We start from the raw sequence: 18,461 nt of genomic DNA, 5'->3' as shown, positions 1-18,461 counted from the left end.
GAACCAGCCCCACGGCAGCTCCCCCCGACGATCAACTCGCCGAGCAGGACTACACCACCGCTAGATCAATTGCTACGACCGGTTGAGGGCAGGGTGGGCTGATTGGGCCTCGACGCTCGCTCTGGATATCAGCCAGGAGTTTGATGCGATGCTGGACGAATCGGATTCCGATGGTGTCGTGTTCCGTCCGGCGGGAGAATTCGCGGATCTCACGCCCATGGAATATACGGAACTGCACGACCAGGTGCGGACGCTGTCCCTTCTCGCCGAGCGGCCGCGCGACGAGTCCGAGCTGGGCGAACTGATCCGCGCCGGCGCCCGCCGCACCGCTGACACGCTCACGCATTTGACGTAGCCGGTACGCGGGACGGCGGACGCGCGGGCCTGTTAGCGGATAGAGGCATCGGTTCCTTCGCGGCACGCTGTGCCCCGGGTTTCAAGCGTGCGGAGGTGGGCGGCGGCCATGCGGCGCGCCTGCCGGGACTTTGTTGGCCCGACGGCGCCAGGTGAGGTTCCACAGGGAGATGGGGTGGAGGGAGGAGCGCCATCACCTCGGCAAGGTGTTACGTGGTGGCCGATGATCGCCGACTCCATCAATGCGTTGCCGACGATGCCGGTGGAGGCGTCGATCCCGGCGTCGATCAGGTGCGTGGTGAACCGGAAAGACGTTTCCCAGGTCCTCACACGCCGCTGCCCTGGCGCCGCGGGTTACGGGCTGGTGGTGCTGCTGTCAGGGCTCGGGCACTCGGGACCCACTCGGTGGACCGTGCGAGGGACCTCGCCCGGCCGGAAGGCGAGTGGTCATCCATGTCCTGGACCACCCGGGCTCTCGGGGGCGTGCAGACCTGTTGACGCTCGGTTGAAGGGGCTACGGTCCTTTGATGACGTGGTTGACCGATACACGCGACTCCTACGACGCCATCGCGGCCGGCTATGCCGACGAGACCCGCGACCTGCTCGACAGGCTGCTCCACGTCCGCGCGGGGGTCGTGCTGTTCGCCGACCTGGTCCGCGCGATCGGCGGCGGGTCCGTCGCCGACGTGGGCTGCGGGCCGGGGCACACCACCGCTTTGCTTCGGGAGCTGGGCGCGGACGCGTTCGGCATCGACCTGTCACCCGCGATGATCGAGATCGCGCGCCGCGAGCACCCCGGCGCGCGGTTCGAGGTCGGTTCGATGACCGACCTGGAGATCGCCGACGGCTCCCTGGCCGGTGTGCTCGCGTGGTGGTCGCTGATCTACATCCCGGACGAGGCGGTGCCGGGCGTGCTCGGACAGTTCCATCGGGTGCTGCGGCCGGGCGGGGTGCTGGCCGTGGGATTCCACGTCGGTGACGAATCGAAGATCGAGACGACCGGGGAGGGCGACCAGGTCGTACAGACGTACGTCCACCACCGCCAGCCGTCCCGCGTGGCCGACTGGCTCCGCGAGGCGGGCTTCACTGTGGATGCGCAGCACCTGCTGAATCCGGACGAGCCCAAGCCGGGCGCGATCCTGTTCGCACGCCGGCCCGCGTCTCCGCCTCGGTAACCTCCGGCAGTCCGGGGCACTCAGGGACGAACGCCCGGCAGATGAGTGCGTCAACTCGTCGGCGTCACGGGCCATACGATCTCGCCGATGCGGTTCTGGGGCGCGATCAGTATTGCCGGTCTGGTCGCCAGGGCTTTGGCGGTGCGGGTTCGGCGGGCGGTGAGATACCTGCGCAAGGCGATGGCCGGATCGGTGTCGGGCGGTGCGGGCAGGGAGCGGCCGAGAAGGTCTACGCGCCTGCCTGCGTAGCGCGGCGGATCTGCGGAGTATCGGCCGAACTTCGAAGGTCCGAAGTCCCGAGTTCCGCGCCGGCGAGGAGGGAAGGGCCAGTTGTCGGTCTCGGCATAGAACGACCAGACATCGAAGTCCTTAACACCGCTACTTCCGTTCACGTAGTGCAGGGCGGCACCTGACACAGGGCGCGGCCCAGCAGGCACCCGGCGTACCGGCCGGAGCCCTGCGGGTTCCGCAGGAAATGCTCCTCCTCCGCTTCAGTGGCCAGCTCGGCCAATAGGAGCAGGTCTCCCCTCTCGATCGGTTGCCATCGACCGATCCAGATCTTCACCGTACACTCGGCCCCCTTTCACGCCAGTCGCCCGACATGCGCTCGGTCGGCGGCACGACCCGCGGCCCCCGGCGGCAAGTGCGGGAGCCGGTCGGGTGCGATTGGTCGTTATGCACGAGGCTGCCAGGACAGGAGGTCATAAGCCGTGGCGAGGTCGTCCGCCCACACTGCGTCGTGGTCGCGCTCGAAGGCGCCGATCAGCCGGTCGATTGTCACCTCACGGCACAGCCAGGCAGTCAAGTCCCTGCGCCGAGCACCAGCGAAATCGTGTTCGTTCACCAGTTGGGCGAGGTGTCGATCCGCGGCCGGAACAAGGATGGTGTCCCAGACGGCGAGGTATCTTACGATGCTGTCGCCGGTCATTGCGGCGGCATCAAGGAATGCGGCGGCGTCGGAGAAAGCGCCGATCCTTGAAGGGAACTGCTTCAGCAAGGATCGCCAGACCGCATCGAGATAGTCGTCGATGGCTTGCTGCTCGGCCGAAGGCCAGTGGCGCCAACGCTCTTTGGTCAACTTGGACAGGACGATGCTCCCGTCGAGTTCACCGGACGTCACCATGCGTTCGAACAGCAGAGGGAGCAGGCTCTTCACATCATCGCGGCCGCCCACCGTGCCGCCCAGGCGGAGAGTCAGCGAGAAAAGGTCGTCCTCGTCCACCGGCGTCGCAGGACGGCAATGCGGGCAGCCGTCAAGCACCGCTCGGCGAGGATACGGCGCGAAAACCTGGTCGAGTCGTGCCAACACGGCCGCGAGATCGTCGTCCACGCATTCAGGATTCCACGTCGACGGCTCGGTACGAGTGCCCGCTCATCGGTGAAGAACGCGGCCAGTCCAACATCGGATCGAACGCGTGGCAGGCTCTGGTCATCGGTCGAGGCCGGCGCTGGCGGGCTCGACCGGTTCGGGTATCGCGCTGCTCCCGGACGTCCCGCTCGCCCAGCACATCGGCACCCGCCTACGCGGAGCCCTGGAGGCGGAGCACTTGGTGCGGGTGGAGACGCGGCTGGCTTGGGTGACCTGTGTGACGAGTTGCCAAGCGCCAGAAGCCTTCATATACCCTAGGGGGGTAGGGCATAACAGACAGGAGCGCAGCCATGGGTGATCACACTCGGATCGTTGTCGTAGGGGCCTCGCTGGCGGGTATCCGCGCCGTCCAGACTCTCCGGAATGAGGGGTATGTCGGCGAGCTCAGCCTGGTCGGGGCCGAACCGCACCTTCCGTACAACAGGCCGCCGCTGTCAAAGAACGTTCTCACCGGCGACGATGACGTCGCCCTCCCTGGTGGCGACCAGTTCGACGCCACATGGCTGGGCGGCCGTCGCGCCGTTCGGCTGGACGCCACGGATAGAACGGTCGTCCTGGACGACGGCTCCGAACTCGGCTACGACGGCCTGGTCATAGCGACCGGTGCCCGGCCGCGGCGGTTGGCCGAGGACCAGATGGCGCTGACCGGAGTGCACGTCCTGCGCACCATCGACGACGCCAAGGCGCTCCGGACCGCTCTCGCGTACAAGCCCCGGCAGGTCGTCGTCATCGGCGGCGGCTTCATCGGCGGCGAGGTGGCGTCCGCGGTACGCGCCCAGGGCATGGACGTGACGCTCGTCGAGAGCGGGCCGCTCCCCATGATCGGCGTCGTGGGCCGGCAGGTGGCGGACTGGCTGGCCGAGCACCATCGGCGGAACGGCGTCGATCTGGTGACCGGGGTGCGGGCGAACCGTGTGGAAGGCGGTCCCGATGGCCGGGTCGCGGCCGTCCATCTGAGCGACGGGCGGTCGGTCCCGGCGGACCTGGTCATCGCCGGGCTGGGGGTCGAACCCAATACCGAGTGGCTGGACGGCAGCGGCGTCCAGGTTCAGGACGGCGTCCTCACCGACGACAAGCTGTTCGCGCTCGGTTTCCCTGACGTCGTCGCCGCGGGTGACGTCGCCCGCTGGCCTCATCGGCTCTTCGGTGACGATCCGGTCCGGGTCGAGCACTGGGCGAACGCCAACGAGCAGGGAGCCTGGGCCGCGCGCAACCTGCTGCGCGGGCCTTCCGGTGCCGAACCTTTCGTCGAGGTGGCCGGGCTCGGAACGCGCGTACACGGCAAGCGCATCCAATGGGCCGGCTTCCCGACGCTCGCCGACCAGAGCACGATCGTCGCCGGCTCGGTCGAGGAATCGAGGTTCGCGGTCGCGTTTTCGCGAGACGGCGTCCTGGTGGGCGCGGCGACCGTCAACTACCCCAAGGAACTGAACCGCCTCCGCGGCGCCATCGCGGCCGGCGCGACCAGCCCACTCCCGCATGAACCGGCGGGCAGGCGTGAACGCTCGCCAATTCGAATGACCCTTCGGTAGCCCGTTCGAACCGTGGTATTGGGGGTCCATGACCACCTGCGGCGGCGGAGCGGGCGGGGCTCCCGTAGTCCCCGCCCGCTGCGGCTGCCTGCTTCTACTGCTTGAGCAGCTTCCGCATCTTGGTGATCTCGGCGGACTGCGAGGTCACGATGTCCGCGGCCATCTTCTTGCCCTCAGGAGACCGCCCGGAGCTCTGCTCGGTCTTGGCCATCAGGTCGACGCTGCTCGAAGAGCCGCCGCGCATACGCGAGAAGCACGCCCAGCGGGCGGCACTCCCTCACCTCCGCCGCCAGGCCCGAGCGCGCAAGCGCTGCAGACCCGGGCGGACTCGGCGGGGCTGATCACCTGGGAGGTGAACGTGGACTCCACCGTCATGCGGGCGCACCAGCACGCCGCCGGCGCCCGCAAAAGGGGGCTGCGCAGGCCGAGCCGCCCGGAGGGGTGAGCCGCGAGCCCGACGATCACGCGCTGGGGCGTTCTCGGGGCGGGTTGTCGACCAAACTGCATCTGGCCTGCGAGCAAGGGCAGAAGCCGTTGTCGCTGGTGATCACCGCCGGGCAGCGCGGGGACGCTCCGCAGTTCGAGGTGGTGATGGCCGGCATCCGCGTGGCCCGTCCCGAGGGCGGCCGTCCCCGGACCCGGCCCGAGCGGGTCCGGGCCGACAGGGCCTATTCCTCCCGCGCGATCCGCACTCATCTGCGTCGGCGCGGCATCGCCGCCACGATCCCGGTGCCCGACGACCAGGCGGGCCACCGGCAGCGGCGCGGCAGCCGCGGTGGCCGTCCGCCCGGCGTGGTGGTGTCGAGGGCCTCTTTCAGGGATCGGAACCCGACGCCGCGGCGGCGCAGGTCGGCGACGCTCGTGATGAGGTCCTCCAAGGAGCGGGCGAGCCGGTCCAGTGAGGGGACGACCAGGGTGTCGCCGAGCCGCAGGTAGTCCAGCGCCTTGGCGAGCTCTTCGCGCTCGGCGTCCTTGCCGGACTTCTTATCGGCGAAGATCCGGATGCGGCCCGCGGCCTTCAAGGCCAGGGTCTGGCGGTCGAGTCGCTGGTCTTCGGCGGAGACCCGGGCGTATCCGACGAGCGCGCCGGTGAGGATCGCGGGCTCGGCGCCGAGAAGATCGTCGGCGGCCTGGCGGATCACCGCGGAGGGCGGGGCATCGCCCGGGAACGTCGTCACAACTGGAAAGTGCAGGAAAAACGGTGCTGTCGGTGTTGTTGAACACCCGAAGTTCTCGACACGTTTTACCGACAGATTTCCGGGGCGCTCGGGCAGTGAAGAGGACTGCGCGCGGGGTGTCGAAGGATCGAACGATTCTCAGATACCCCACCCGGGGCGGACGCGTCGCCGCCGCTCGCCGTTGCGATGCCGGCCTGCGTGGTACGGCGAGACGGCTTCCGGTCAGGTTCGGGTCGGCGCGGTGGTGAGCCTGTGGACGAGGAGGTCGATCACGGCTCGTTTGTCGGCATCGTCGTGCCGGTGGGTGAGGAGGCCCTCGATGACGAAGGTGCCGATCGCGGTCATGGCGGGGAGGTCGGCTTCGGCGGCGCCGGCTTTCCGGAGGTCGTCGGCGACCAGGGTGTCGGCGAGTTCGTGGAAGCCGGTGTGCCAGGCGTGGACGGCGGGTGAGGCCGCGGCGCGGGTGTGGACGGTGTTGACGAGGCCGTGCAGCCGTTCGAGCTGGTCGACGGCCCACAGGAGCCGGTCGCTGAGCGGCCGGTCGGCGATGGTCGTGTACTGGGCGAGGGCTTCGGCCAGCAGGCGGTCCAGGACGGCGATGAGCAGGTCGTCCTTGTCGCGGAAGTACCAGTAGATCGTGTTGACGGTGACGCCGGCGTTCTTGGCGATCTGGCCCATGGACGCCGACTCGTAGCCGTCGTCGATGAACAGCCGCTGGGCGGCGGCGAGGATCTCCTCGCGTTTCTCCTCGCGGTCTTGGGGGCGTCGGTTCCGGGGCACCCCCACACCCTATCTTGAGCGGCCCTCAAGAAGGCGCTAGGTTTCTTGAAGACCGTTCAAGAAGTGAGGTGGGCCCCCATGGAGACCGACCACGCGGCTGCCGAGCTGCTCGGGCTGGACACGACCGGGCTGCTGGCGTTCTTCGCCACGCTGCCCGCCCCGTCCATCGAGGAGATGGACGGGGAGTACACCGCCCGGCTGCTGGCCCAGCCCGACCTGGTCGCCTCGGTGACCGGGCGCGCCACGGTGTCGAATCCGCTCGCGCCGTGGCTGTGCAAGGCGTTCCGGCCCGTCGACGGCCGGACCGGGCGCGGCTACAACACCTTCCGCCAGTTCGGCCGCATCCGGCAGCGCTATGCGATGCACACGCTCATCGCACCGTCGCGCTATGACGGCCGTCCCGCCTACACGCTGGTCTACCGCGCCTACGCCTCGATGTGCGGGGCGATCAACATGGTCGACGAGGTCCGCCGCGCGGCGCCCGGTGTCTATCTGGGCATCGGGACGTGGGGATTCACCGCACGGCAGCGCCGCATCCCCCTGCCCTTCCTGCTCACCGGCCCCGTCGGCGCCTACCGCGGTGACATCGGCACCGCACGCCGCGGCTTCACCCCCGGTCCGCGTGAACTGCCCGGCCCGAAGGAGGCCGTCCAGTGACGAAGTGGCTGCTGTACGGCGCCAACGGCTATACCGGCGAGCTGATCGCCCGGGAGGCGCGCAAGAGGGGCCTGGAACCGGTCCTCGCCGGCCGGAACCTCACGGCGGTCAAGCCGCTGGCCGAGGACCTCGGTCTGGACTACCGGATCTTCGACCTGCGCGACGCCGACGCGCGGCTGTCCGGCATCGACGTGGTGCTGCACTGCGCCGGGCCGTTCTCGGTGACGGCGCCCCCGATGATCGACGCGTGCGTGCGCACCCGCACCCACTACCTCGACATCACCGGCGAGATGGACGTCTTCGCCTACGCCCGCGAGATCGGCGGCCAGGCCCGCGCTGCTGGTGTCGTGGTCTGTCCCGGAGTCGGTTTCGACGTCATCCCCACCGACTGCCTCGCCGCCGCCCTCCACCGGGCCATGCCCGAGGCCACCCACCTGCGGCTCGGGTTCGACCTGCCGCTGGCGCTGTCCCCGGGGACCGTCAAGACGATCCTGGACGGGATGGCCGCCGGAGGCCGCGCCCGCATCGACGACCAGATCACCCCGACCCCGCTGGGCGGACGCACCGCCCGCATCGACTTCGGCAACGGCACCAAACCCGCGCTCGCCTTCCCCGCCGCCGACCTCCACAGCGCCCACCACAGCACCGCGATCCCCAATATCGAGGTGTACATCCCGCTGCCCTCCCCGCTGCTCCGCGCCACCCGGATCAGCAGGCGGTTCACCGGGCTGCTGGCCCGTCCCCGCGTCCGCGACGCCGCGCACAAGCTGATCGACAGGACGGTGAAAGGCCCCGACGCGAACCAACGGGCCACCAGCAGCGCCCACGTGTGGGGCGAGACCACCGACCCGGCCAGCCGGCGGGCCACCGCCCGCATCACCACGGCCAACCCCTACCGCCTCACCATCGACGGCGCCCTCACCGCCGTCACCGACCTCCTCGCCGCCACCGCCCCCCGCCTCGGCGCGCACACGCCCGCGACCCTGTTCGGCGCCGACCTCATCACCCGGCTCCCCGGCAGCGGCCCCCTCACCATCAGCTCGACCGAAGGAACCCTGACGTGACCACCGTCCCTCGCACCGCGCTCATCACCGGCGCCTCCGCAGGCATCGGCGCGACGTTCGCCCGCCATCTGGCCGCCCGCGGCTACCAGCTCCTGCTGGTCGCCCGCCGCGCCGACCGCCTCCACGAACTCGCCGCCCAGCTCACCGAACAGCACAAGGTCCGATGTGAGGTCTTCGCCGCCGACCTCACCGACCCCGCCTCGCCCGCAGCGATCCTGCGATACGCCGACGAGCAGGGCCTGAACATTGACGTCCTGATCAACAACGCCGGACTGTCGGGCAAGACCGCGTTCGCCGACACCCCCTGGGACACTCTCGCCGGAGAGATCCAGCTGATGGTGACCGCCCAGACCGAACTCGCCCACCGCGTCATCCCCGGCATGAAGGAACGCCGCTGGGGCCGCATCGTCAACCTGTCCTCCGTCGCCGCGTTCGCCCCGCCCGCAGCCAGCCTGCTCTACACCGGCATCAAGTCCTACGTCCTCAACACCTCCCAAGCCCTCGACATGGAACTCAAACCCCGCGGCATCCACGTCACCGCCCTGTGTCCCGGCTTCACCCACACCGAATTCCACGACGTCATGGGCACCCGAGACAGAGCCAACCACCTCCCCGGCATCCTGTGGCAGCAGCCCGAAGCCGTCGTGGCCGAAGGCTGGAAAGCCGTCCAGAACGGCAAGCCCGTGTGCATCCCCGGACTCGTCAACAAGATCTCCGCCGCCGCCATGAAACCCCTGCCCATCCGCCTGGCCTACCTCGCCGGCAAGACCCTCAACCCCTTCAAGAACAGCTGAACCCCTTACCTCCGTTCATCGGCCGCCGACCAGGCCCGCCGCGAAGCCCGACCACAGCCCGGAGCCCATCGGGGACTTCTCAGACACCCCGAGGAGGAGGGGTTCGAGGCGAGCGGCGGCCTGGCGGCATCGGCCGACGGGGACGAGGCGGACGCCGTCCACTCCACGGCCGGATCCGTGGAACCAGACCGGCGCCCGTGCCTCCCGGCGACCCGCGGCGGATCCAGTGGCAGGCACTATGACTGATCTTCATCCCAGTCGGGCTGGGCGCTGTCGCGTAGCGCGCGGACGCCGGTGGGACCGAGGTCGGGCCGATTGAAGGAGTAGGTGCCGGTCCCGTTGAATGTGGCGGCGGGCGAACGGTTACGCGGAGGGGCCCGGCCGCCGCGAGATGACCTTGCGGTGCCGATCGGCTGGGGCGGCCCGTGCTGGTCATCCGGGGCTCGGCTGATCGCGGGTCGCCGAGGGGCAGACAACCGGGCGTCGGGACGTGTGAACATCCGGTGGGCTGGAGCGGGCGGATGCCGGGCTTCCTGGTCCCGTGTGAGCCGGTCGAGTGCCGTGTGGGGCGGCCGGGTTCGCTAACGAACGGCTAACAAACGATCAAGAGGCCGGTTCTCCGTGGTGGAGAAACGGCCTCTGAGCTGGTACTTCTTGTCGGGACGGCGGGATTTGAACCCACGACCCCTTGACCCCCAGGCACAGCAGACCAGTCGATCAAGGTCGATGGAAGTCGATCGGGGAGCCTCTCACCTGCGAAAACACCCTGGGGGAGTGGCGGCGGGTCCGGGGGAGTCTGACCACGGTGGCTCCCCTATCGGCTCCCCGGGACTCCCCTCGTTCTACAGCGACACCTCATCCAGCCCGCGGCTTGATGAGGTGTCGTCGTTTGTTCGCGTTGAGGACAGGCCGCTGAACAACGCGCCCACCCGAGGGTGGATTGGCCACTCTGATGAGCATGGAGCCGGTTCCCCGCAGGCCGCCGGCCTGGTCGGGGGACCGTGCCAGTAGTTCGCCAGCAGCCGGTCATCGACCAGTTCCCCGATCGGGCGACGCGCGGCTTCCTGCTCAGGCTGACTCATCTCCGCCACGGTAGCCGGAAGATCGGTTATCACACCGATGGCCGCGGTCCGAGGGGAGGAGAGGCATCACACAAGCCGTCGTCAGCGACCGCGTTGGCTCAAGTCGGCTGCGGCATACTTGAGCGATGCCGACAAGGAGGTCCCGAGCGGATGCCGCGCCCCCGAGCGCACACGACGAGGTCTTTTCAGCGCTGATCCCGGTGCTGCGTGGCCTGCGCGAGACGTTCGGGCACACCTGTGAAGCCGTCTTGCATGATTACCGGAAGACTGAGCATTCTGTTATCGCCGTCTCCGGTGAGGTGACCGGTCGTCAGGTCAACTCGGCAATGAGCGAGATCGGCTTGCGCCTGAAGAAGCAGGGCGACGCCGCCGAGGATGACCTCAACTACGTGGCGCGAATGCCCGACGGGCGCCTGATCAAGTCGTCGACCATTCTGCTGCGCGACAGCGCCGGCCATGTCTTCGGTGCGCTGTGCCTCAACATCGACGTTACGCGGCTGGTGGAGGTGCAGGAAATCCTCCAGGAGGTCGGCGGTGTGCCCGTGGGCGATTCCTTGCGCACCTACACCAGCGACCCGGAGACGATCGTGCACGACGCCCTGACCGAGATCGAACGAGAGATGGGGCGGTCCCTGGTCAGGCTCTCGGCCGACGAACGGGTAGAGGTGTTGCGGCGTCTCGACGAACGAGGGGTGTTCCAGATCCGGCGCGCCATGACGATCGTCAGCGACCGGATGGGGATCTCCCGCGCCTCCGGTTACAAGTACCTCGCGCGGCTGCGCTCGTCATGATCGCGGTTCGGCCGATGGTCGGGTCATTGATCCGGATGCGCCGCGGCGACCGGTTCCCGGACGACTTCTTGGTCCGGTCCTAGCCGGTACAAGCACGAGAACTGGGCGACCGCGGTATCGATGTGGCGCGGCAGCAGAAGCACGGAATCGCCTATCGCCGGCACCGGTCCCGCGTCGCAGGCCAGGACGAGATGCTCCTGCGAGACCGACCGCACGGACAGGTGAGGGGGCGATATCGCCACGGCATGTGGACGCCCCGCGTCCACCTGGATCGCTGTGAGCCCGGCGTCGACCGTCACCGTGCCGGTGCCTCGGCTCACCACGCGGGCGTGGACGGCGGCGGCCGGGATATAGCTGGCCGGCTTCGCCGCACGGGCGAAGCGCTCCAGGCTGCGGACGTCGTTGTACAGTACGGTGCCCGGCCCGAGGGTCAGCCGTTCGGACCAGCTCGTGGCGGGCCACGACGCCAGTATCTCCAAGAATGTGTGGCTGCCGCCCAAGACGACCTCATGCACGGGATGTCCGGCGTCAGTGAGCTCCCGCACGAGATCGTCGATGGAGGCGAGCTCCTCCTCGACCCGGCTCTGCTTCTCCACCGGCGGTAGATCTGCGAGGTTTCCGTCGTAGGCGTGCACGCCCACGAGCCGGTGGCCGAGTCGCGCGAGCGTTTCGGCCAGATTTCGGACCGCGGCGTGATCTCCGACCGGCACGCCCGTCCTCCCCATTCCGGTGTCGATGTCGATGACCACGTTCATCGGCGCCTCCCACAAGGAGGCGCCTTCGACGCTGTCCACGAGAACCGAGAGCATCGCGTCCGGGAAGCGGGCGGCGAGCGCGGCGACCTCACGTTGTGCCGGCCCGACCGCCGGATGCGCCAATAGGACGTCCCGTGCACCTGAGGCGAGCAGGAAGCGCAGCTCACCGACCGTCGATGCCTTGAATCGAGTCACGTTGTGGGTGAGTAGCCGACGGACCGCCCATGCGGTACGCGCGGTCTTGAAATGTGCTCGCCAGCGATCCGGCGTGGCCATGGCCGCCAGAGTGACGGCGAGGTTCTGCTCCACGGCGAGCTCGTCAACGATCACTGCTGGGCTGGGCATCCCGTCGAGGACGCTGCTCACCGCAAGGTCCGCAAGACGTCTGGTCGGTTCGAGGTTCATGTGGCCGCCTCCGCTCCGCGGATCCAACTGTGCTAGATGTTATGTCTAGAAGTAGACTAAAAATCTACCAGCTTCAAGTGTCAGGAGAATCCATCGACATGAACAGCGATGACTACCCGCTGCCCCCGCCCGTGAGCCCCTTCGCGCAGTATCGGCCGTGCAGGCGAGACGGCCGCCTGCTGTACGTCTCCGGCCAGGTCGCCGTCGAGGGCACGAGGTTCGTGCATCGCGGGAGGGTCGGCGCCGAACTCACCCTCGCCGAGGGGGTCGCCAGCGCGCGGCAGTGCGGCCTGAACGTGCTGTCCGCGGCTCGGCGCGAGCTCGGCGATCTCGACCGCGTCGCTGGTGTGCTGAAGCTGACCGTCTTCGTGTCCGCGGATGGGGAGTTCCTCGACCACCACAAGGTGGCGGACGGCGCGTCGCAGGCGATCACGGAGGCGCTGGGCGAGGAGGTGGGCGGGCACGCCCGGTCCGCCGTCGGTGTACCGCGGCTCCCGATGGACTCGCCCGTCGAAGTCGAGGCCGTCCTGCTCATCGGCTGAATCGCCATCGCGGTCGGCTCACATATCCAGGTAATGAGGTTGGACATGACCTTGCCGCACACGCAAACGATCAAGCTCGGCGCCGTCGAACTCGCCTACCACGAGCGCGGGGACGCCGGCTCGCCGGCGCTGCTCCTCCTGCACGGACTCGGTAGCTCGTCCTCGACTTGGGGCGCCGTCGCCGAGTCCTTCGCCGACACGCACCGGGTGCTGTCTCTGGATCTGCGAGGGCATGGGCGCAGTACGTGGACGTCGACCTACCTCGTGGACGACATGGCGGACGACGTCGCAGGGTTCCTCGACATGCTGGGTGTCACCGGCGTGAGTGTCATCGCGCACTCGATGGGCGCGATGGTCGCCTACGTACTGGCGGAAAGGTGGCCGGACCGCGTCGGTCGCCTGCTGCTTGAGGATCCTCCGCCACCGGTGCCCGCGACGCCACCCCGTGTCTCCGGGGAGAGACCGGCCGGAGAGCTGGACTACGACTGGCGGATCCAGGACGACTTCAGCCGGCAGCGCAACGCCCCGCCCAGCCGATGGCAGGAGCGGCTGACGGATATCAGGGCCGCGACGCTGATCATCCGGGGCTCCCGGAGCCACATCCCCGCGGCGGCGGTGGAGCAGATGGCGGCTCGGATTCCCCACTGCCGCGTCGTCGCCCTCGATGCCGGACACGACGTGCACGAGGACGCACCCGACGAGTTCTTGCATCACGCGACCGCCTTCATGGCCGTGTGACCAGACGAGCCGCCCGTCGCGGCCCCTCAAGAAAGGAAGACCGATGCCCCTGATGTTCTTGAACGGCGAAGGGATGAAGGGAGGCCAGGCGCATCCGCACATCGCCGGATCATCATTCCTCGGCCCGTGCTCGACCGCGCCGCTCTACCGGTTCTTCGCGTTCGGCCACGAGTTCCCGGGCCTGGTCCCGGATCCTGCACGCGGAGGGTCGATCATCGGCGAACTGTACGACGTGCCCATGGACAAGCTCCAGCGGCTGCTGGCCACCGAGCCCCCCGAGTTGGAGTTGTCCATCGTCACTCTCGCCGACGGCCGGCTGAGCTTCGGCATGATCGTCCGCCCCGGACGAGAGGTCTCCGCGGGAGCCGTCGACATCACCGACACTGCCTCGTGGCGCCGCTTCAAGGGGGAGGACGCGTCCTCCGACGAGCACGACGGGACCTGAAGCCCCCTGGGCCCGGTGCCCACGGAACCCGGTCGAGGCGTTCCGCCGACGAGAGCCGCACTGCCTGCCGATCGCACGATCGGCAGGCAGTGGCGTTTCCACAACCATCGAGATGTCTTCTGTCGGTTTGGACAATGTCCGGTCCTGGTGTCGGCCGTACTGTTCTGCCACCAAGTTGGAAGTCCTGGAGGACTCGATGGGCAAGGTCATAATCCGAAGCGCGATCGTCCCGGTCGCCGTCGCCGGCCTTATCGCAGGGGCCGGCTGCTCTACCGGCTCCAGCGGCGACTCGTCGGCCGTCACCTACGCAGTGCGGAGCGATCCGGGCAACCTGGATCCCTCCCTGACGACGAACTCCGCAGCCACGCAGATGGACGGTCTCGCCTACGACGCGCTCGTCGCACTCGACAAATCCGGTCGTGTCGTCTCAAACCTGGCCAAGACGTGGACGGCCACTGCCACTCAAGCGACCTTCACCCTGGTGAAGGGAGTGAAGTGCGACGACGGACACGAACTCACCGTCGAGGACGTCGCCTCGAACTTCAACTGGATCAAGAACCCGGCGAACCAGTCGCCGCTGTTCGGCTCGGTACTGCCGCAATCCGGCTACACCGTCACCGCCGACGGCGCCGCCGGCCGGCTCACCATCACGTTCGCGAAGCCGAACGGATTCATCCTCGAACAGCTCTCGAAGGTCTATATCGTCTGTCCGTCGAGCCTGGCGAACCGCGGAAAGCTCGCCGCCGGGACTGATGGGACCGGCCCCTTCAAGCTCACATCGGCGACGCCGGGCCACACCTACAACTTCGTGCCGAGAGCCGGCTACACCTGGGGACCCAACGGGGCCACGACCGGTGTCGCGCACTTTCCCGGCAAGCTGACGGTCGAGGTGTCGAACAACGAGAGCACCGCCGCCAACCAGCTGCTGACCGCCGGCCTCAACATCGCCGATATCCGCGGCCCCGACGTCAAACGGCTGAACGCCGCCCATCTGTACGCCCAGTCCTACCCCCACATCACCTCGGAGCTGTTCTTCAATCAGTCGACAGGCCGCATCCTGGCCGATGAGACGGTCCGCCGCGCACTGGTGCAGGCGACGAACCTCGGCCAGGTCGCGAAGGTGAACACCGGCTCCCTGGGGACGGTCGCGACCAGGCTCACCGACGGCGGATCCGAACCCTGCACCGCCGACATCACGACCGGCGTCCTCCCCGCCTATGACGTGGCCGCGGCGAACAAGTCCCTCGACCAAGCGGGCTGGACCAAGCAGGCCGACGGCAAACGGGCCAAGAACGGCAAGCGTCTCGCCCTGACGCTGATCTACCCGTCGAACGCGCAGACCTCGGTCGCCGCGGCTCAGCTCCTGGCAGGCCAGTGGACCCAGGACCTGAGCATCGACGTGAAGGCGACGCCCCTGACCCCCGCCGCGATCGACGGCCGGTGGAGCAAGTCCGGCAACTGGGGTGACGTGGCACTGGCCAGAGCCTCTGACCAGCTTCCGCCCAACCTCGTGGGCCAGTTCTCCGGCGCACAGCCCCCCAAGGGGACCAACTTCTCCGCGATCGACAATCCGCAGTACACCGCTGATGCTCAGGCGGCGTACTCGGCCACGGGGGCATCCGCATGCGCCGCCTGGGACAAGGCGGGCAAGGACCTGATCCGCGCGGTGAACGTGGTTCCGGTCTCCGCCCAACCCTCCACCTTCTTCGGCAACGGCGTGAAGTTCGAGGTCGGCGCCGGAACGGTCATCCCGACGAGCATCCGGACGAACTAGCCCCTGCCGCCTGCGGCAACGGTGTGCGGGCGGCCATGCACCGCCCGCACACCGCCCCCGACGAGAGAGGTGGTACATGAGCATCGACACCCTCGCGCAGCGAGGTCGAACCACGACCGGTGCCCGCGGCCGGCTCGCCGCGAACGGCTGGCTCGCGTTCGCGATACGCCGGTCGGCGCGGATCGTGGTCGCCCTCGGCGTGCTACTCGCACTGACCTTCTTCATGATCCATCTGGTGCCCGGGGATCCGGTCAGGTCCTCGCTGCCGATGGGGGCCACGGCCGAGATGATCAAGGCGAAGCGCCACGAACTCGGCCTCGACCAGCCGCTGCCGCAGCAGTTCGCGATGTACCTCGGCGACGTCGTGCACGGACGGCTCGGCCACTCGGTGGCGACCGGCGAGTCGGTGTCCAGTGTCCTGTCGCACCGCCTGCTGCCCACGCTGCAGATCGCGTTCCTCGCCTTCGCCGTCATTCTGGTCATCGCTCTTCCACTGGGGTTCTCGATCGCCGTCCTGACTCGCGGGGGACGCCGTCGGTGGCTCGATGACCTCTTCACCTTCGTCACGGGCCTGGTCGGGGCGATCCCCTCCTTCCTCACCTCCGTCGGCCTGATCTTCGTATTCGCGGTGACACTGAGATACCTGCCGGCGGCGGGGCAACGGGGACCGGCGAGCTACCTGCTTCCGGTGCTCTCCCTCTCGCTGGGGCTGGCCGGGCACCTCGCACGCATCGTCCGCGTCGAGACCCTGGCCGTGCTCGATCTGGACTACATGCGGACCGCACGCAGCAAGCGGACCGGCGTTGTCCACATGTACGCCCGCCATGCCCTGCCGAACATTCTGACCTCGGTGCTGACCATCAGCGGCATGATGCTCCCCGGCCTGATCGGCGGCACCGTGCTGGTCGAGAACGTGTTCGCCTGGCCGGGCATGGGCACCGCCCTCGTGCAGTCGATCCTGGCCAAGGACTACCAGGTCGTCCAGGCGATCGCGCTGCTGCTCGGCTCGTTCGTCCTGATCAGCAATCTGCTGGTCGACATCGCGCTGTCGGTGGTCGATCCGCGTTCGGCGATCCGAGGAGCATGAGATGAGATCGAGAAGAGGGGGTCTGCCCGCCCTGCTCCTGACTCCCGGTGCGCTCATCGGGGTCGCCGGCACACTTGCCCTGACGCTCGTGGCGGCCATCGCCCCGTTCCTCCTAGGCCACCAGGCGACTGCCGTCGACACCGACCACCTGCTGGCCGGCGTTTCGCTCCGCCACCCGCTGGGAACCGACAATCTCGGTCGCGACGTGTTCAGCAGGCTTCTTGTGGCGACCCGCACGAGCCTGCTCCTGGCCCTGGTCGCCGCCCTGTCCGGAGCGGCGGCAGGCGTCCTGCTCGGCGCGCTGTCCACGCTGCTCGGCCGCCGGTTCCTGCGCTTCTTCTCAAGCGTCCTCGACATCTGGCTGTCGTTTCCCGACCTGCTGCTGGTCATGTTCCTCTCGGTCGTCCTGGGCGTCGGCGGAACCGGCGCGGTCGTCGCCGTCGCCATCGCGTTCGCGCCGAGTTTCGCGCGCCTGGCGCAGACCCTCTCCGCGTCCGTGACGAGCCGCGACTACGTGGCGGCGGCCAGGATTCTCGGGCTGTCGCGGCGGAGCATCCTGTTCCGCCACGTGCTCCCCAACATCGCCGAACCGCTCATCCTCAACACCACGTTCGCGATCGGCGGCGCCCTCCTGTTCCTGTCCGGGATGTCCTTCCTGGGCCTCGGCGTGCAACCTCCCGCCTATGACTGGGGACAGATGCTCAGCCAGGGGCTCGACGACATCTACGAGAGCCCGCTCGCAGCCCTCGGGCCGGGCATTGCGATCATCTTGGCCGGAATCGTGATCAACTTCGTCGGCGAGACGTTCGCGACCGTCGCCAGCGGACGATGGCGCACCCACCCACGACACAAGGCCCGTACGTCGGACGTGGGCACACGACTTCCCGTGAAGGCTCCGGCATCGGCTCGCATCGCCGATGAAGGGGTCCTGCTGTCAGCCTCCGGACTGCGGGTCGACCTCGGAACCGGCGAAGCGGCGGTCACCGCTGTCACCGCGTTCGATATCAAGATCAGCCAGGGCGAGTTCGTCGGCATCGTCGGGGAGTCCGGCAGCGGTAAGAGCATGTCGGCGATGGCGCTCGCCGGCCTGGCACCGCCGAACGCACGCGTGCACGCCGAACACCTGACCTTCAAGGGGACGGACCCGCGAAGCCTGAGCCCGGCAGCACGACGGCGGATGTACGCCACCTCGCTCGGGATGATCTTCCAGGACCCGATGTCCTCGCTGAACCCGCTTCTTCGGATCGGCACGCAACTCGCCGAGGCCCCCCGGATCCATCACGGGACGCGCCGCCGAGCCGCGTGGTCGTTGGCGGCCGAGCGCCTCGCGGCGGTGCGCATCCCCGGCGCGTCGCGGCGGCTGCGCGAGCGGCCGGACCAGTTCTCAGGCGGGATGCGCCAGCGGGTGATGATCGCGATGAGCATGATGTGCGACCCCGAGCTGATCATCGCCGACGAGCCCACCACCGCCCTCGACGTGACCACTCAGCGCCAGATCATCGACCTGCTCAAGAACGTGAATGAGCGCGACGGAGTCGCCGTCGTCCTCATCTCCCACGACATCGGCCTCATCCTCGACGTCTGCACACGCGTCCTGGTGATGTACGCCGGCCGGGTCGTCGAGGAGCTCTCCGTGAGCAAGGGAAGCGCACAGGCACGGCATCCCTACACCCACGCGCTGCTGGCCGCGGTTCCCACGATGTCCACGGACCGCCGCCGTCCGCTGGCGACGATCGCCGGTCGGCCGCTGAGCGCCGACGGAGCCGCCGGGGGCTGTCCTTTCGCGCCACGCTGTCCGCGGTCCGATGACCTGTGCACGACGACCGAGCCGGTGCTGGCCGAGTCTGACCAAGGAGCTCGGGTCGCGTGCTGGCATCCGCACGAGGACGCGCCCGCGACCCGGATATCGGAGAGGTCATGAAATCACTGGGTGTATCCG

General features: G+C 68.6%; 18 protein-coding genes and 1 pseudogene. 14 read left to right on the top strand and 5 right to left on the bottom strand.

The features are described 5' to 3' along the window. Positions 1 to 148 precede the first annotated feature (148 nt). Together AB0C21_RS42045 and AB0C21_RS42040 are read left to right on the top strand one after the other, a co-directional pair. Entirely contained in the window at positions 149 to 355 is a 207-nt protein-coding gene (locus AB0C21_RS42045; RefSeq protein ID WP_500211977.1) for a hypothetical protein, read from the top strand. Between the two features lie 526 nt (positions 356 to 881). Continuing rightward, positions 882 to 1,529, top strand: coding sequence for a class I SAM-dependent DNA methyltransferase (locus AB0C21_RS42040; protein ID WP_500211975.1), 648 nt, complete (start codon positions 882 to 884; stop codon positions 1,527 to 1,529). A 673-nt stretch (positions 1,530 to 2,202) separates the two neighbouring features. Here the strand turns inward: AB0C21_RS42040 and AB0C21_RS42035 are convergent. Continuing rightward, the gene (locus tag AB0C21_RS42035; protein WP_500211974.1) at positions 2,203 to 2,859 is read right to left on the bottom strand and encodes a hypothetical protein; all 657 of its coding nucleotides are present in this window, start codon (positions 2,857 to 2,859) and stop codon (positions 2,203 to 2,205) included. 329 nt (positions 2,860 to 3,188) lie between these two features. Here AB0C21_RS42035 and AB0C21_RS42030 point away from each other — a divergent pair, with 329 nt between their 5' ends. Beyond that, positions 3,189 to 4,430, top strand: a complete 1,242-nt coding sequence (locus AB0C21_RS42030; RefSeq protein ID WP_500211973.1) for an NAD(P)/FAD-dependent oxidoreductase — start codon at positions 3,189 to 3,191, stop codon at positions 4,428 to 4,430. Between the two features lie 94 nt (positions 4,431 to 4,524). On the opposite strand, the gene AB0C21_RS42025 is transcribed toward AB0C21_RS42030, so the two are convergent. Continuing rightward, the gene (locus tag AB0C21_RS42025) at positions 4,525 to 4,641 is read right to left on the bottom strand and encodes a DUF305 domain-containing protein (protein ID WP_500211971.1); all 117 of its coding nucleotides are present in this window, start codon (positions 4,639 to 4,641) and stop codon (positions 4,525 to 4,527) included. A gap of 230 nt (positions 4,642 to 4,871) precedes the next feature. Between AB0C21_RS42025 and AB0C21_RS42020 the strand changes: the two are divergent. Continuing rightward, positions 4,872 to 5,195, top strand: a pseudogene (locus tag AB0C21_RS42020) (transposase); the annotation flags it as partial. On the opposite strand, the gene AB0C21_RS42015 reads toward AB0C21_RS42020, so the two are convergent. Continuing rightward, on the bottom strand, positions 5,123 to 5,572 hold the full coding sequence (locus tag AB0C21_RS42015) for a recombinase family protein (protein ID WP_500211979.1): 450 nt from the start codon (positions 5,570 to 5,572) through the stop codon (positions 5,123 to 5,125). The pseudogene AB0C21_RS42020 and the gene AB0C21_RS42015 overlap by 73 nt on opposite strands. 258 nt (positions 5,573 to 5,830) lie before the next feature. After that, the gene (locus AB0C21_RS42010; protein ID WP_500211969.1) at positions 5,831 to 6,388 is read right to left on the bottom strand and encodes a TetR/AcrR family transcriptional regulator; all 558 of its coding nucleotides are present in this window, start codon (positions 6,386 to 6,388) and stop codon (positions 5,831 to 5,833) included. A gap of 78 nt (positions 6,389 to 6,466) precedes the next feature. Between AB0C21_RS42010 and AB0C21_RS42005 the strand changes: the two genes are divergently transcribed. From AB0C21_RS42005 to AB0C21_RS41990, 4 genes are all read left to right on the top strand, one after another. Beyond that, entirely contained in the window at positions 6,467 to 7,045 is a 579-nt protein-coding gene (locus AB0C21_RS42005; RefSeq protein ID WP_500211968.1) for a hypothetical protein, read from the top strand. Continuing rightward, positions 7,042 to 8,109, top strand: coding sequence for a saccharopine dehydrogenase family protein (locus AB0C21_RS42000; protein ID WP_500211967.1), 1,068 nt, complete (start codon positions 7,042 to 7,044; stop codon positions 8,107 to 8,109). Before AB0C21_RS42005 ends, AB0C21_RS42000 begins: the two co-directional genes overlap by 4 nt. Beyond that, on the top strand, positions 8,106 to 8,903 hold the full coding sequence (locus AB0C21_RS41995; RefSeq protein ID WP_500211966.1) for an SDR family NAD(P)-dependent oxidoreductase: 798 nt from the start codon (positions 8,106 to 8,108) through the stop codon (positions 8,901 to 8,903). Before AB0C21_RS42000 ends, AB0C21_RS41995 begins: the two co-directional genes overlap by 4 nt. 1,207 nt (positions 8,904 to 10,110) lie before the next feature. Next, positions 10,111 to 10,776, top strand: coding sequence for a helix-turn-helix transcriptional regulator (locus tag AB0C21_RS41990; RefSeq protein WP_500211965.1), 666 nt, complete (start codon positions 10,111 to 10,113; stop codon positions 10,774 to 10,776). Positions 10,777 to 10,799: 23 nt separating this feature from the next. On the opposite strand, the gene AB0C21_RS41985 is transcribed toward AB0C21_RS41990, so the two are convergent. After that, complete coding sequence (locus tag AB0C21_RS41985) at positions 10,800 to 11,936, bottom strand: alanine racemase (RefSeq protein ID WP_500211963.1); 1,137 nt, start codon at positions 11,934 to 11,936, stop codon at positions 10,800 to 10,802. A gap of 98 nt (positions 11,937 to 12,034) precedes the next feature. Between AB0C21_RS41985 and AB0C21_RS41980 the strand changes: the two genes are divergently transcribed. The 6 genes from AB0C21_RS41980 to AB0C21_RS41955 all read left to right on the top strand — a co-directional run bounded on the left by AB0C21_RS41980 (position 12,035) and on the right by AB0C21_RS41955 (position 18,443). Then, on the top strand, positions 12,035 to 12,478 hold the full coding sequence (locus AB0C21_RS41980) for a RidA family protein (protein WP_500211962.1): 444 nt from the start codon (positions 12,035 to 12,037) through the stop codon (positions 12,476 to 12,478). Positions 12,479 to 12,523: 45 nt separating this feature from the next. Beyond that, positions 12,524 to 13,216, top strand: a complete 693-nt coding sequence (locus AB0C21_RS41975) for an alpha/beta fold hydrolase (RefSeq protein ID WP_500211960.1) — start codon at positions 12,524 to 12,526, stop codon at positions 13,214 to 13,216. A gap of 43 nt (positions 13,217 to 13,259) precedes the next feature. Then, positions 13,260 to 13,661 carry an allophanate hydrolase-related protein gene (locus AB0C21_RS41970; RefSeq protein WP_500211959.1) on the top strand — a complete coding sequence of 134 codons (402 nt, stop codon included), beginning with the start codon at positions 13,260 to 13,262 and terminating at the stop codon, positions 13,659 to 13,661. Between the two features lie 196 nt (positions 13,662 to 13,857). Beyond that, entirely contained in the window at positions 13,858 to 15,435 is a 1,578-nt protein-coding gene (locus AB0C21_RS41965; protein WP_500211958.1) for an ABC transporter substrate-binding protein, read from the top strand. 76 nt (positions 15,436 to 15,511) lie between these two features. Further along, complete coding sequence (locus AB0C21_RS41960) at positions 15,512 to 16,522, top strand: ABC transporter permease (protein ID WP_500211956.1); 1,011 nt, start codon at positions 15,512 to 15,514, stop codon at positions 16,520 to 16,522. Position 16,523: 1 nt separating this feature from the next. After that, positions 16,524 to 18,443, top strand: coding sequence for a dipeptide/oligopeptide/nickel ABC transporter permease/ATP-binding protein (locus tag AB0C21_RS41955; protein WP_500211955.1), 1,920 nt, complete (start codon positions 16,524 to 16,526; stop codon positions 18,441 to 18,443). The last annotated feature ends 18 nt before the right edge of the window (positions 18,444 to 18,461 follow it).

It is taken from the genome of Spirillospora sp. NPDC049024 (genome assembly GCF_040649235.1).
GTDB lineage: Bacteria > Actinomycetota > Actinomycetes > Streptosporangiales > Streptosporangiaceae > Spirillospora.
The sequence above is the reverse complement of the archived record's forward strand: the minus strand, read 5'-3'. Positions and strand labels throughout refer to the sequence as shown.

Excerpts from the sequence above, each read along its gene's own strand:
- AB0C21_RS42045 (WP_500211977.1), top strand. The coding sequence starts at position 149 with ATGCTGGACGAATCGGATTCCGATGGTGTCGTGTTCCGTCCGGCGGGA.
- AB0C21_RS42040 (WP_500211975.1), top strand. The coding sequence starts at position 882 with ATGACGTGGTTGACCGATACACGCGACTCCTACGACGCCATCGCGGCC.
- AB0C21_RS42030 (WP_500211973.1), top strand. The coding sequence starts at position 3,189 with ATGGGTGATCACACTCGGATCGTTGTCGTAGGGGCCTCGCTGGCGGGT.
- AB0C21_RS42025 (WP_500211971.1), bottom strand. The coding sequence starts at position 4,641 with ATGGCCAAGACCGAGCAGAGCTCCGGGCGGTCTCCTGAGGGCAAGAAG.
- AB0C21_RS42005 (WP_500211968.1), top strand. The coding sequence starts at position 6,467 with ATGGAGACCGACCACGCGGCTGCCGAGCTGCTCGGGCTGGACACGACC.
- AB0C21_RS41990 (WP_500211965.1), top strand. The coding sequence starts at position 10,111 with ATGCCGACAAGGAGGTCCCGAGCGGATGCCGCGCCCCCGAGCGCACAC.
- AB0C21_RS41985 (WP_500211963.1), bottom strand. The coding sequence starts at position 11,936 with ATGAACCTCGAACCGACCAGACGTCTTGCGGACCTTGCGGTGAGCAGC.
- AB0C21_RS41980 (WP_500211962.1), top strand. The coding sequence starts at position 12,035 with ATGAACAGCGATGACTACCCGCTGCCCCCGCCCGTGAGCCCCTTCGCG.
- AB0C21_RS41975 (WP_500211960.1), top strand. The coding sequence starts at position 12,524 with ATGACCTTGCCGCACACGCAAACGATCAAGCTCGGCGCCGTCGAACTC.
- AB0C21_RS41970 (WP_500211959.1), top strand. The coding sequence starts at position 13,260 with ATGCCCCTGATGTTCTTGAACGGCGAAGGGATGAAGGGAGGCCAGGCG.
- AB0C21_RS41965 (WP_500211958.1), top strand. The coding sequence starts at position 13,858 with ATGGGCAAGGTCATAATCCGAAGCGCGATCGTCCCGGTCGCCGTCGCC.
- AB0C21_RS41960 (WP_500211956.1), top strand. The coding sequence starts at position 15,512 with ATGAGCATCGACACCCTCGCGCAGCGAGGTCGAACCACGACCGGTGCC.
- AB0C21_RS41955 (WP_500211955.1), top strand. The coding sequence starts at position 16,524 with ATGAGATCGAGAAGAGGGGGTCTGCCCGCCCTGCTCCTGACTCCCGGT.